The following is a 13520-nucleotide window of genomic DNA, read 5'->3' as shown; positions in this document are numbered from 1 at the left end:
GACATAGGCCATCGTAACCAGATGAGGATTCCCATGCTCGACGTGTTCGGCAGCCGCTCTGCCCAAGGAAAGTTCCACGCTGATCCGGTGACCGGCGCGCTCGTCCCGGTCGTCGTCGAGCAGACCAGCCGTGGCGAACGCAGCTTCGACATTTTCAGCCGCCTGCTGCGCGAACGCATCGTCTTCGTGACCGGCCAGGTCGAAGACCACATGGCGTCGCTGATCGTGGCCCAGCTCCTGTTCCTCGAGTCGGAAAACCCCTCGAAGGACATTTCGATGTACATCAACTCGCCTGGTGGCGTGGTGACGGCCGGCATGGCGATCCACGACACCATGCAGTACATCCGCCCGCGCGTGTCGACCGTGTGCATCGGCCAGGCCTGCTCGATGGGCAGCTTCCTGCTCGCCGCTGGTGAGCCGGGCATGCGTATCGCGCTGCCTCACGCGCGCATCATGATCCACCAGCCTTCGGGCGGGGCGCAGGGCATGGCTTCGGATATCGAGATCCAGGCCCGCGAAATCCTGCGCATCAAGAAGCGCATGAACGACCTCTACGTGAAGTACACGGGCAAGAGCCTGGAAGAGGTCGAAAAGGCGATGGACCGCGATACCTTCCTCGAAGCCGACGAAGCCCTGGCCTTCGGCCTGGTCGACAAGGTGTTCGAATCGCGTCCCCAATCTGAACAGGTTGGCTTCGAAAGCGGCAGCGGGGGCGCACCTTCGGCCTGATTTTGCCTTCTGTCCCGGCTCCTTAAGCCTTGCGAAAGGAGCCGCGTGGCAGGAATCATCACCTCGTTTCGTGTCCGGTTGATTAATACCCTTGCGGTAGTAGGATGGCCGGGCCCGCCCCTCGTGGAGGGGCGCCTGGGATTGAAGAATGACAAAGCTTTCCGGATCGGACTCTAAAAGCACGCTCTACTGCAGCTTCTGCGGCAAATCGCAGCATGAGGTGCGCAAGCTCATTGCGGGGCCCACGGTCTTCATCTGCGATGAGTGTGTCGAGCTGTGCAACGACATCATCCGGGAAGAGACCAAGCAGGGCATCGCCGGCAAGAAGGACGGCGGGGTGCCTGCCCCGCGCGACATCTTCGAGACGCTCAACGATTATGTGATCGGCCAGGACCGTGCCAAGCGCGTGCTCTCGGTGGCGGTGCACAATCACTACAAGCGCCTCAAGCACAGCGGCAAGGGCGGCGACATCGAACTGTCGAAGTCCAACATCCTGCTTGTCGGCCCCACCGGCTCGGGCAAGACGCTGCTGGCGCAGACGCTCGCCAAGACGTTCGACGTGCCCTTCACCATGGCCGACGCCACCACGCTGACCGAAGCCGGTTACGTGGGCGAGGACGTGGAGAACATCATCCTCAAGCTGCTCCAGGCCAGCGACTACAACGTCGAAAAGGCGCAGCATGGCATCGTCTACATCGACGAAATCGACAAGATCAGCCGCAAGGCCGAGAACCCGTCGATCACGCGCGACGTTTCGGGCGAAGGCGTGCAGCAGGCGCTGCTCAAGCTGATGGAAGGCACCACTGCCTCGGTTCCGCCGCAGGGCGGGCGCAAGCACCCGCAGCAGGAATTCCTGCAGGTGGACACGACCAACATCCTGTTCATCTGCGGCGGCGCCTTTGCCGGCCTGGAAAAGATCATCGCCGATCGCCTGCAGAAGCGTTCGATCGGGTTCGGCGCGCATGTGGCCGATCCTGACAAGCGCCGCGTGGGCGAACTGCTCCAGAAGGCAGAGCCGGAAGATCTCCAGAAGTTCGGCCTGATCCCCGAATTCATCGGCCGTCTGCCGGTGATCGCCACGCTCAACGATCTTGACGTGCCGGCCCTGGTGCAGATCCTGCGCGAACCCAAGAACGCGCTGGTCAAGCAATATGCCAAGCTGTTCGAGCTGGAAGACGTCACGCTGACCTTCACCGACGACGCGCTGGAAGCGATCGCCAAGAAGGCCATCGAACGCAAGACCGGCGCGCGTGGCCTGCGCTCGATCGTCGAAGGCCTGCTGCTCGACACGATGTTCGATCTCCCCACGCTCGACGGCGTGACCGAAGTGGTGGTGGACAAGGACGTGGTCGATGGCCGCAAGGAACCGGTTCAGGTCCACAAGGGCAAGGAACAAGCCGCCTGAGGCTTTCCAACCCGACGACATGAAAAACCTCCGCTGGCGACAGCGGGGGTTTTTGTTTGGGCCGGCGCGCGATGGGGAAGGGGGCTTTGCCCCCTTCTGCCGCTCAGCCGTCGATGCCCAGCTCGGTCAGCAGGAACGCGAATTCCTCGGCCGCTTCCTTGAGGCTTTCAAAGCGGCCTGACTTGCCGCCGTGCCCTGCGCCCATGTTGGTCTTGAAGATCAACGGATTGGTGTCGGTCTTGAATTCGCGCAGGCGCGCCACCCACTTGGCCGGCTCCCAATAGGTTACGCGCGGATCGTTCAGGCCGGCGGTGACCATCAGCGGCGGGTAGGCCTGGGCCTTGACCTGGTCATAGGGTGAATAGGAGCGGATCAGGTGGAAGGCGGCTTCATCTTCCAGCGGGTTGCCCCACTCGGGCCATTCGCCCGGCGTCAACGGCAGGCTCTCGTCGAGCATGGTGGCCAGCACGTCGACGAACGGCACATCGGCCACAACGGCGCCGAACAGTTCGGGTGCCTGGTTGATCACCGCGCCCATCAGCTCGCCCCCGGCCGAGCCGCCCGAAGCGGAAATCTTGCCCGCCGTGGTGAAACCATGGCCGATCAGCCCGCGCGCCACATCCACGAAGTCGTTGAACGTGTTGGTGCGTGCCTCCAGCTTGCCGGCCTTGTACCAGCCGCGCCCGAGATCGTCCCCGCCGCGGATATGGGCAATGGCATAGGCCATGCCGCGATCGAGCAGCGAAAGCCGCGTGGTGGAAAAGCCCGGCCCGATGGCAATGCCATAGGCGCCATAGCCATAGAGATGGAGCGGGCCACCGGCCGCGCGATCCTTGCGCCACACCACCGAGACCGGCACCAGCGTGCCATCGCGGGCCGGAATGTCGAGCCGCGCGGTTTCATAGAGGCTGGCGTCGTAGCCCGAGGGGATTTCCTGGACCTTGAGCCGCGTGAGCGTGCGGGTGGGCACATCATAGTCATAGACCGACGAAGGGCTGACCATCGATTCGTAGCCGACCCGCAGAGTCTGCGTCGCCCATTCGGGATTGTCGCCCAGGCTCGCTTCATAGCTCGCTTCGGGAAAGGCGATCGGCTCGATCCGCGCGGGATCGTCGTAATAGCGTACCTCGATGCGATCGAGCCCGCGCACGCGGCCTTCGACCACATAGAAATCGCGGAACAGCTCGAAGCCGGTGAGGTAGAATTCGTCGCTGCCGGCAATCAGCGTGGTCCACTGCGCGGGATCGGCGAGCGGCGCAGTGGCGAGGCGGAAATTCTCGTGGGTGTCGTTGGCGTGGATGAACAGCGTGTCGTCGCGCACGTCCACATCGTATTCCACGCCCTTTTCGCGCGGTCGCACCAGGATCGGTGCGGCGAGCGGATCGTCGGCGGGAACGAGGCGCACTTCGCTGGTTTCATGGTCGCCGGTGGAAAGCAGCAGCCATTTCTCGTTGGCCGAAAGCGCCGCGCCGGCGCGGAAGCCTTCGTCGTCCTCGTGATAGAGTTCAACGTCGGCATCCAGCGGCTGGCCCAGCCAGTGCAGCCGCACGTTGTCCGTCCGCCAGTTCTCGTTGGCCAAGCTGTAGACCAGGCCGGTGTCGCCCTTCACCCAGATCAGGCCGGAATTGGTGCCGGAGATTTCGTCGGGCAGCACTTCGCCGCTGGCGATCACCTTGATCCGCGCGGTAAAGCGTTCCGAGCCGTTGTCGTCCACCGACCAGGCGAGGAGGCGCCCGTCGTTCGACACCGAAATCGCCCCCAGGCGGAAATAGTCGTGGCCCTGCGCCAGCGCCACTTCATCGAGAATCAGCTCGTCCGCACTGCCGTCGGCGGCGGCATCGACCGGGCGGCGCCACCACTTCTTGTATTCGGCGCCTTCCTCGTATTCGATCCAGTAGAGCCAGTCCCCGTCCTTTTGCGGCACGGACTTGTCGGCCTCCTTGATGCGCCCGCGCATTTCGGCAAACAGCGTGTCGATCAGCGGCTGGCGCGGCGCCATATGTGCCTGGAACCAGGCGTTTTCCGCTTCCAGGTGGGCGAGGATTTCCGGGTCCTTGACCTCGGGATAGCCGGGATCGCGCAGCCAGGCGTAATCGTCGGTGACAGTCACGCCGTGGTGGGTGAAGCTCTGGGGCTTTTTCGCGGCGACGGGGGGCTTGGCGGCAGTGTTCATCACCGCCATCTATGGTGCCTGTGCCCGGCCTGCAAGGCGCGCCTCTGGCGTCTACCGCCTCGGTTGGTTACAACGTGAACCAGTTACCCGCCATTACCGCTCAAGGACGTTCTGCCATGTTGATGCAAACCCACGAAGCCCGCCTGGAAGCGCTGCGCGCCGAACTGGGGCGCCGGGGGCTGGATGGCTTTGTCATCCCGATCTCCGACGAGCACATGAGCGAGTATGTCGGTGGCTATGCGCAGCGGCTGGCCTGGCTGACCGGCTTTGGCGGATCGGCCGGCACGGCTGTGGTGCTCAAGGACGCTGTGAACGGGCCTGGGGCCGCGATCTTCGTCGACGGGCGCTATACCATCCAGGTGCGCGAGCAGATCGATGGGCGGCTCTATGAATACCAGTCCGTGCCGCAGACCAGCCCAGCCGCTTGGCTGGGGCAGAATGCGCCCGCGGGCGCCAGGATCGGCTATGATGCCTGGCTGCATGCCAAGCCCTGGGCCGATGGCGTGGCCAAGGCGCTGGCCGCCAAGGGCGCCACGCTGGTGGCGGTGGAGAGCAATCCCATCGACGCCGTGTGGGAAGACCAGCCGGCGCCTTCGCCCGCCCTGGCAGTGCCGCATGCCGACCAATATGCCGGACAAAGCGTGGCGGAAAAGCGGGCTGTCCTGGCACAATGGCTGGCGGACCAAGGCGCCGATGCGGCGGTGGTAACCGCGCTCGATGGGGTGGCCTGGCTGCTCAACATGCGCGGCGCCGATGTCGATCGCACGCCGGTGGCGCTCTCGTTCGTGGTGGCCCACGCCGATGGCACGGTCGACCTGTTCATAGACCCGGACAAGGTCAATGCCGATCTGGTCGCGCACCTGGGAAATGCCGTGCGCGTGCAGGATCGCGCCGCCTTCGTGCCCGCGCTCCAGGCATTGGCCGGCAAGACCGTGGCGGTCGATCCCGAACGCGCGGTGGCGGCCGTGTTCCACGCGCTGGAAGGGGCAGGCGCGCGCGTGCTGACGCTGACCGATCCCACCGTGCTGCCCAAGGCGTGCAAGAACCCGGTGGAGCAGGCCGGCCACCGCGCTGCGCAGGCGCGCGATGGCGCCGCCGTCAGCCGCTTTCTCCACTGGCTGTCGCAGGCCGCGCCCCAGGGCACCGAAACCGAGCTTTCCGCCGCCGCGCGCCTGATGGCCGAGCGCGAGAAGACCGGCCTGCTCAAGGACCTGTCGTTCGACACCATTTCCGGCGCCGGGCCGAACGCGGCGATCCCGCATTACCATGTCGATGAGCAGTCCAACCGCGCCATCGCACCCGGCAGCGTCTATCTGGTCGATTCGGGTGGGCAATACCTGGATGGCACCACCGACATCACCCGCACGGTGTGGATCGGCCCGGGCGAGGCGCCGGCCGAAGTGAAGGATCGCTTCACCCGCGTGCTCAAGGGCCATATCGCCATCGACCAGGCGGTGTTTCCGCTGGGCACGCCGGGCGGCGCGCTCGACAGCTTTGCGCGCCAGTTCCTGTGGGCGGCCGGCCTCGACTATGCCCATGGCACCGGCCATGGCGTGGGCAGCTTCCTGGCGGTGCACGAAGGGCCGCAGCGCATTGCCAAGGCCACCGGCGCCCAGGCCGGCACCGGGCAGGGGCTGCTGCCGGGCATGATCCTGTCCAACGAGCCGGGCTATTACAAGGCCGGCGAGTACGGCATCCGCATCGAGAATCTCGTGCTGGTGGAAACGCGCGACATCGCCGGGGCCGAAGGCGCGTTCTGCGGGTTCGAAACGCTGACGTTCGTACCGATCGACCGGGCGCTGGTCGATGTGGCGCTGTTGACGCCGGCCGAACGCGCCTGGTGGAACGATTACCACGCCCGCACCCACGCCTTGCTGGCGCCGCTGCTCGATGGGGCAGACCTGGCATGGCTGGATGGAGCCTGCGCCGCGATCTGAGTTTGATGGGCGCATCGTTCATGATACGTTCTCTTTGTCGCGAGTCGCGGCAGGGAGAACGACGATGATCGGGTATGTGACTCTGGGCACCAACGACCTGGCGCGCGCCGCGCCGTTCTATGATGCGCTGTCGGCCGAACTGGGCACGGGGCGCATGTACGAATGGCCGGGGGCGATTGCCTGGGGGACGGCGGGCGGCGCGGCCGGCGTGGCGCTGATGACGCCGTTCGACGGCCAGCCTGCCACCGTGGGCAATGGCGTGATGGTCGCGTTCGAGGCCAAGGACCCCGGGCAGGTCGATCGGTTGCATGCCTTGGCCTTGGCCAATGGTGGCGTGTGCGAAGGCGCCCCCGGCCCACGCGGCGAAGGCGGTTTCTATGCCGCCTATTTCCGCGATCCCGATGGCAACAAGCTCAACGCCTTCGTGATGGGCACGGAATAAGCGGGGCATACGAAGCGTTCGGGCGCAGGCCGGGCCGATCCCGGCCTGTCGCGAATGTATCGGCCATGTTTCAGCCGAATTGCACCCAAGCCTGGGAAATGCAGCCGGCGACCCCGCATCACCGGCCGGATATCGCCGCTTTTATAATTTTAAAGATTTGATTTATATATAAAATGATGGGGCGTTCCGCTGCCCGGGGCGCCAGCAACACCATGCGACAATTGGCGACAAAATACCCCCTGCGCCGACATAATCGCGCGACATCCGCCGACTATATATTGGGACATGGAAGCTGCGGTGCCCGCCACCTCAGTCCCCACGGCCGGAAGGGGTGTCCCTCCCCCCTTAGTCCCTAGCCTCTTTCGGCAAGGCGGCGCCGCAGCTTCCTCATCCCCCCTTACGCCTGCCGTCGCGCCCTCGATGGCGAACGGCCTGAATTCTTCGGGAGCTTGCCGAAATGAAGAAACTCGTGCTCGGTCTGTCTGCGGCGGTTGTCGCCGTGGCGGGTGCCGGTGTGCTTTGCGCCGCCGCCCCGGCCGGCCCTGCTGCCGATCCGGCCCGCTTTGCCGGCGGTCCCAATGGCGATGGCACGATCACCTGGGCTGATGCCAAGGCCCAGGCCGACGCCCTGTGGCAGCGGATGGACGTGAACAAGGATGGCAAGATTGACCAGGCAGATCGCGATGCGCGCCTGATCGAGCGGTTCGATGCCATCGATGCCAACCATGATGGCGTGATCAGCCGCGACGAATTCCTCGCCCACCATCGCGCCATGAAGCCGGGCCACGGCCCGCATGCGGGGCCCGATGGCGCCATGCCGCCCCCACCGCCGCCCGGCAGCGACGGGCCGGGCTCGCGCGATGGCCGCCCTGGCATGCCGCCGCGGCCCGCAGGAATGGGCTTGTTGGGCCCGGTTTTGCACGATGCGTTGCGCGACAAGGATGGCGCCGTCACCCGCGCTGCGTATGATGCGGCGGTCAAGTCTCAATTCGACAAGGCCGACACCAACCATGATGGCAAGCTTACCCGCGATGAAATCCGCGCCGCGTTCGGCCGCAACGGCGGACCGCACGGGGCCCACAAGGGCGGCCCGCGCGGCCGCGATGGCGAACGCATGGATGGCCCGCCGCCCCCTCCGGGTGACGGCGACGACATGCCGCCGCCCCCGCCACCGGCTGGCAACTGACCATCGGGCCATTCGGGCATGAGTGAAGCAGCGGCAACCAGCATCCTGCTGGTCGATGACGAAGCGGCCTTGCGCGAAGTGCTGGCGGACTATCTGGTCCGCCAGGGCTTTGCCGTGACCCAGGCCGGCAATGCGGTGGAAGCGCGCGCGCGCATCGCAGCCGATACGTTCGACCTCGTTCTGCTCGACATCATGATGCCGGGCGAAGATGGCCTGTCGCTGTGCCGCCATCTGGCGGAAAGCCGCGCGCTGCCGGTGATCTTCATCACTGCCAAGGGCGAATCCACCGATCGCATCGTCGGCCTGGAAATTGGCGGCGACGATTACGTGGTCAAGCCGTTCGACCCGCGCGAACTGGTGGCGCGCATCCGGTCGGTCCTGCGGCGCAGCGCGCGCGTGGCGACCGAGGCGCCCGAAGCCCTGGTCTATGAATTCGAAGGCTGGACGCTCGATCCGCTCAAGCGCCGGCTGACCGACCGCGAGGGCGCGGTCGTGGCGATTTCCTCGGCCGAGTTCCGCCTGCTCATGGCCTTTCTCGATCATCCGCGCCAGGTGCTCGATCGCGATCGCCTGCTCGATATGGTCCAGGGCCGCGAAGCGCACTTGTTCGATCGCGCGGTGGACAACCAGATCAGCCGCCTGCGTCGCAAGATCGAGGAAGACAGCCGCAATCCGCAACTGATCCAGACGGTCTGGGGCGGTGGCTACATGCTTGCGGCCGAAGTGCGCAAGGTGGCGGGCCGCGATTGATGAGGCGTTTGCCGGCCTGGACGCTTTCGCGCACTCCACGCAGCTTGCAAGGGCAGATGCTGCTGGCCATCGCCCTGGCGCTGCTGGTGGCGCAGGGGCTTTCGGCCGGGCTGATCTGGCGCGAGCAGAACGAGCGGCGCGTGCAGTTGACGGTCAACGAGGCGGCTTTCCGCCTGATCGGCCAGCCCCCTCGCGACAGCCATGGCCCGGACGGCCGGCCGCATGGTCCGCCACCGCCCGATGACATCTGGCGCCTGCCGCGCCCCCTGCGCGTGCGGGTGGATGCGCAGTCTCCCGCACAGGCTGGGGACCGGCAGCGCGACGACGTGGCCGGTGCGCTGCACGACGTGCTCGACACCCAGGGGCTTGTCCATCGCCAGGTGCTGGTGGTGGAGCGCGATCCCCGCACCGATGCCATCGTCGGGCCGTGGTTCGGCAATGTCAGCAAGCGGCTGGAAAGCTATGGCGACCATCACCCCGATGCGCGCCTGATCATCGCCTCGATCCAGCGGCCCGACGGCACGTGGTTGACCGCGCGCATCCTGGCCCCGGCCAACGAACGCCAGGTGATCCTGTCGTTGCTGATGCAGACGGTGCTGCTCTATCTCGTGCTGGTAGGGGCGGTCGCGCTGATCCTGCGGCGCATCGCCCGTCCCCTGAAGGCCTTGACCGGCCGGGTAGAAGCCTTTGCCCGCGAACGCAGTGCCGATGGCCAGCTGGAACCCGAGGGACCGGATGACATCCGCCGCCTGATCGTGGCGCACAACGCCATGGAAGGGCGCATCATTGCCCTGCTCGATGAAAAGGACGTGATGCTGGGCGCGATCGGCCACGATCTCAAGACCCCGCTCGCCGCGCTGCGCGTGCGGATCGAGGCGGTGGAGGATGATACCGAACGGGCGCGCATGGCCGCCACGATCGAGGACATCAATCGTTCGCTCGACGACATTCTCTCGCTCGCTCGCGTCGGGCGCCCGTCCGACCCGCTTGAAACCACCGAGCTTTCCGCCCTCGTCGCCGATGTGATGGGCGAATACGAGGACATGGGCGAGGACGTGACGTTGGAAGACACCGTGCGCATCGTCTTGCCGCTGCGCGCCACCTGGTTGCGCCGTGCGATGCGCAACCTGGTGTCCAACGCCCTGCGCTATGGCCAGCGCGCGCGCGTCTCGCTGGCGCGCGAAGGGGCCGAGGCGGTGCTGCGCATCGAGGATGATGGCCCTGGTATTCCCGAAGGCGATATCCTGCGCATGATGGAGCCGTTCACCCGGCTGGAAGCCTCGCGCAACACGGCCACCGGCGGCACCGGCCTGGGCCTCACCCTGGCGCGTGCGATTGCCGACCAGCACGGCGGCTCGCTGGTTCTTGCCAATCGCTGGGAGGCTGGCCGCATCACCGGCCTTACCGCGACGCTGCGCCTGCCGCTGGCGGCCTGAGCCTTTGCCCGCTGGACCCCGCCGCGCCACGGCGCTATCCCGGCGGCCATGAACGATAGCAGCGGTAGCGGGCCGGCAAACGGGCCCGGCTGGTGGCAGGTGGCGCGCGCGGGGACATGCCCGGCTTGCGGCACGCCAGGCATGGTCTGGGCCGGCCGCGTGTGGGAGCCCCCCAAGCTCGCCGATCATTGCCGCACCTGCGGCGAGGCGCTGGCCGTGCACGAGGCCAGCGGCCGCGCGCTCTATCCGGTGGTCATTCCGCTTTTGGCGCTGCTGGTTTTTTCCGCACTGCGCGTGGACGATATCTGGCGCTTGCCGCTGTGGGTCTATCCCGTGGTGTGGGGGCCGGCCAGCGCCCTGCTGGTGGGCCTTGCCGTGCGTGCCACGCGGGCGGCCGTGCTGGCGGCGCGCGTGGCCCCGCGGGGGCAGCGCTGATGCCCGGCCGGCCCGCGCCGTTCCGGCTTCCCGTACTGCCCACGATCGTCGTGCTGCTGGCGGTTGCCACGATGATCGGCCTGGGTTTCTGGCAATTGCAGCGCAAGGCGCAGAAGGAACACCTGCTGGCTCGCTATGCCGCCGCGCTCGTGAATCCCGCGCCGGTGGCGTTTCCGGTGTCGGGGGATGGCAGCGCGGTGCTCTATCGCCGGGCCAGGTTCGATTGCCGGGTGCAGCCGGGCTTGTGGGATTCGGTGGCCGGCCGCAACGCGGGCGGGGACAGCGGCTATGTCCATATCGCGCATTGTGAAACGGCCGATGGCACGCCGGCGCTGGTCCAGCTTGGCTGGTCGCGCGATCCGCACCCGCCGGAATGGGGCGGCGGCCGCGTGACGGGCCGAATCGCGCCGTTCCACAAGATCACCCGCCTGATCGCCGATCCGCCGCTGGCCGGGCTCGATGCCAACGCCCAGCCCGACCCGTCTGACATTCCCAACAACCACCTGGCCTATGCGGTGCAATGGTTCCTGTTCGCCGCCGTGGCCCTGGTGATCTATCCGCTCGCCCTGCGCCGGCGCGCGAAAGACGGACCGGTGAAAGCTTCGCGAGTGGTTGTCACATCCGCCCCGGAAGGCTAGGCGCCCCACCAACACTGGCGGCGGGCACGCAGCGCGCGGCACACGGGGATTGGCGATGAAGTATGTCAGCACGCGGGGGCAGGCCGCCTCGCTCGATTTCGAAGGCGTCACGCTGGCGGGCCTTGCGTCCGATGGTGGCCTCTACGTTCCCGAAGCCTGGCCGCAGTTCAGTCACGAAGAAATCGCCGCCATGGCTGGGTTGCCCTATGCCGAGCTGGCCGCGCGGATCATGGCGCCTTTCGTGGGTGACAGCCTTTCGCCCGAGCGGCTGCGCGAATTGACGGCCACCGCCTATGGCCGCTTTGCCCATGCCGGCGTCACCCCGCTCAAGCAGCTGGACGAACGCCACTGGGTGCTCGAACTGTTCCATGGCCCCACCCTGGCGTTCAAGGACGTGGCCTTGCAGATGCTGGGCCTGCTGTTCGAGGAATTCCTGGGCCGGCGCGAGGATCACCTGACCATCGTGGGCGCCACCTCGGGCGATACCGGCTCTGCCGCGATCGATGCCGTGGCCGGCCGCGCCAAGGTGGATATCTTCATGCTCCACCCCGAAGGCCGCGTTTCGGATGTGCAGCGCCGCCAGATGACCACGGTGATCGCGCCCAACGTCTACAACATCGCCATCGACGGCAGTTTCGACGACGCGCAGGCGATGGTGAAGCGCATGTTCAACGATGCCGCGATGACCGGCACGTTCGGCATTGCCGCGGTCAATTCGATCAACTGGGCGCGGCTCATGTCGCAGGTGGTCTATTACTTTGCCGCCGCGCTGCAACTGGGCGCCCCGCACCGCAAGGTGGCGTTTTCGGTGCCCACCGGCAATTTCGGCGACGTGTTCGCCGGCTATGTCGCCGCGCGCATGGGCCTGCCGGTAGAGCGGCTGATCGTGGCCACCAACATCAACGACATTTTGCACCGCGCGCTCTCGGCAGGGGACTATTCGGCCAGCACCGTGACGCCCACGGCCGCGCCGTCGATGGACATCCAGGTCTCTTCCAACTTCGAGCGCCTGCTGTTCGACGCCTGCGGCCGCGATGCCGGCGTGCTCGCCGCGCAGATGCAACAGTTCGATGCGACCAAGGCGCTGCAACTCACCAATGCCCAGCGCGAGGCGATCGGTTCGCTGTTTTCCAGCGCGCGTTGCGATCCGGCGCAAATGGCCCAGACGATGCGCTGGGCCTATGAAGCGGCCGGCGAAGTGCTCGATCCGCACACCGCGATCGGCCTGCATGCCGCGCGCGTGGCCGACGATCTGCCCGCCGACGTACCCGTGGTGACGCTGGCCACGGCCCATCCGGCCAAGTTCGTCGATGCGGTGGAACGCGCCACCGGTGTGCGCCCGCCGTTGCCCGCGCGGGTGGGCGACCTGTTCGACCGCGAGGAGCGTTGCGACCACCTGCCCGGCACTTATGAGGCGGTTTCCGCCTATGTCGCTGCGCGCGCGACGCCCAAGACGGGGCTCAAGACCGGCCAGAAGAACGGCTGATGGCGGCTCTCACGCTCCAGCCGCAACTGATGGTGGGATCGCCCTGGGGGGATTTCGCCCTCATCGATTCGGGCCATGGGCGCAAGCTGGAGCGCTATGGCCCGCATCGCTTCATTCGTCCGGAGCCGCAGGCCATGTGGGCGCCCGCGCTGGCCGACTGGCAGGCCGATGGCGAATTCGTGCCCGGCTCCGACGAGGACGGCGGCGGCCGCTGGCAGTTCGACCGGCCGGTTTCGCGCGAAGGCTGGCCGCTGGCCTGGAACGAGGTGCGCTTTACCGCCTCGTGCACGCCGTTTCGCCATCTCGGCTTTTTTCCCGACATGGCCCCGGTGTGGGACTGGATGGGCACGCAGCTTGATGGCCGCAGCGATGCTGCCACGCTCAACCTGTTCGGCTATACGGGCGTGGGCACTTTGGCGCTGTCGCGCTTCGGGCCGGTTACCCATGTCGACGCATCCAAGAAGTCGGTCGCGCAGGCCCGTGCCAACGCCGCGCTTTCGGGCATGGACACGCGGCCGGTGCGCTGGATCGTGGACGACGCGGCGAAGTTCACCGCACGCGAAGTGCGCCGTGGCAGGCGCTATGACGGGATCATCCTCGATCCCCCCAAGTTCGGGCGCGGCCCGGAAGGGGAAGTGTGGCGGCTGGAAGAAAGCCTGCCCGGCCTGATCGCCGATTGCGCCAAGCTGCTGGATGAAAACAGCCGCTTCCTGTTCCTCACGGTCTATGCCGTGCGCATGTCGAGCCTGGCGATCGGCGGCCTGCTCGCCGAGGCGCTGGCGCACCTGCCTGGCACGATCGAGCACGGCGACCTGGGCATTGCCGAAGAGGGGGCCGAGGAAGGGCCGGGCGGGCGCGTGCTGCCCACGGCGATCTTCGCGCGCTGGCGGAATACCCAATAAG

The 13520-nt window shown here is 66.7% G+C and carries 12 protein-coding genes; 11 read left to right on the top strand and 1 reads right to left on the bottom strand.

Annotated elements, in window-relative coordinates; translation table 11 throughout:
• Window positions 1-33 precede the first annotated feature (33 nt).
• Both clpP and clpX read left to right on the top strand, forming a co-directional pair.
• The gene (clpP, locus tag R9J51_RS00930) at window positions 34-729 is read left to right on the top strand and encodes an ATP-dependent Clp endopeptidase proteolytic subunit ClpP (RefSeq protein ID WP_168556381.1); all 696 of its coding nucleotides are present in this window, start codon (window positions 34-36) and stop codon (window positions 727-729) included.
• A gap of 148 nt (window positions 730-877) precedes the next feature.
• Window positions 878-2134 (top strand): ATP-dependent Clp protease ATP-binding subunit ClpX, encoded by a 1257-nt coding sequence (clpX, locus tag R9J51_RS00925; protein ID WP_168556382.1) that lies wholly within the window; start codon window positions 878-880, stop codon window positions 2132-2134.
• A gap of 103 nt (window positions 2135-2237) precedes the next feature.
• Here the strand turns inward: clpX and R9J51_RS00920 are convergent, their stop codons facing one another.
• On the bottom strand, window positions 2238-4307 hold the full coding sequence (locus R9J51_RS00920; protein WP_179505598.1) for a S9 family peptidase: 2070 nt from the start codon (window positions 4305-4307) through the stop codon (window positions 2238-2240).
• Window positions 4308-4429: 122 nt separating this feature from the next.
• Between R9J51_RS00920 and R9J51_RS00915 the strand changes: the two genes are divergently transcribed.
• From R9J51_RS00915 to R9J51_RS00875, 9 genes are all read left to right on the top strand, one after another.
• Complete coding sequence (locus R9J51_RS00915) at window positions 4430-6244, top strand: aminopeptidase P family protein (protein ID WP_179506598.1); 1815 nt, start codon at window positions 4430-4432, stop codon at window positions 6242-6244.
• 64 nt (window positions 6245-6308) lie between these two features.
• On the top strand, window positions 6309-6686 hold the full coding sequence (locus R9J51_RS00910; protein ID WP_169476678.1) for a VOC family protein: 378 nt from the start codon (window positions 6309-6311) through the stop codon (window positions 6684-6686).
• Window positions 6687-7143: 457 nt separating this feature from the next.
• Complete coding sequence (locus R9J51_RS00905; protein WP_179505597.1) at window positions 7144-7872, top strand: EF-hand domain-containing protein; 729 nt, start codon at window positions 7144-7146, stop codon at window positions 7870-7872.
• An 18-nt stretch (window positions 7873-7890) separates the two neighbouring features.
• Window positions 7891-8622 carry a response regulator gene (locus R9J51_RS00900; RefSeq protein ID WP_168556386.1) on the top strand — a complete coding sequence of 244 codons (732 nt, stop codon included), beginning with the start codon at window positions 7891-7893 and terminating at the stop codon, window positions 8620-8622.
• Complete coding sequence (locus R9J51_RS00895; RefSeq protein WP_432787758.1) at window positions 8622-10058, top strand: sensor histidine kinase; 1437 nt, start codon at window positions 8622-8624, stop codon at window positions 10056-10058. Before R9J51_RS00900 ends, R9J51_RS00895 begins: the two co-directional genes overlap by 1 nt.
• A gap of 48 nt (window positions 10059-10106) precedes the next feature.
• Window positions 10107-10493 (top strand): DUF983 domain-containing protein, encoded by a 387-nt coding sequence (locus R9J51_RS00890; protein WP_169476675.1) that lies wholly within the window; start codon window positions 10107-10109, stop codon window positions 10491-10493.
• Complete coding sequence (locus R9J51_RS00885; RefSeq protein ID WP_179505596.1) at window positions 10493-11131, top strand: SURF1 family protein; 639 nt, start codon at window positions 10493-10495, stop codon at window positions 11129-11131. Before R9J51_RS00890 ends, R9J51_RS00885 begins: the two co-directional genes overlap by 1 nt.
• Before the next feature lie 55 nt (window positions 11132-11186).
• Window positions 11187-12617, top strand: a complete 1431-nt coding sequence (thrC, locus tag R9J51_RS00880) for a threonine synthase (RefSeq protein ID WP_179505595.1) — start codon at window positions 11187-11189, stop codon at window positions 12615-12617.
• Entirely contained in the window at window positions 12617-13519 is a 903-nt protein-coding gene (locus R9J51_RS00875) for a class I SAM-dependent methyltransferase (protein WP_179505594.1), read from the top strand. The genes thrC and R9J51_RS00875 overlap by 1 nt, the downstream gene beginning before the upstream one ends.
• Window position 13520: the final 1 nt, after the last annotated feature.

This window comes from Novosphingobium rhizosphaerae, from assembly GCF_050920675.1.
Lineage (GTDB): Bacteria > Pseudomonadota > Alphaproteobacteria > Sphingomonadales > Sphingomonadaceae > Novosphingobium > Novosphingobium rhizosphaerae.
Note: the sequence above shows the minus strand (reverse complement) of the source record. Positions and strands in the feature narration are given on the sequence as shown.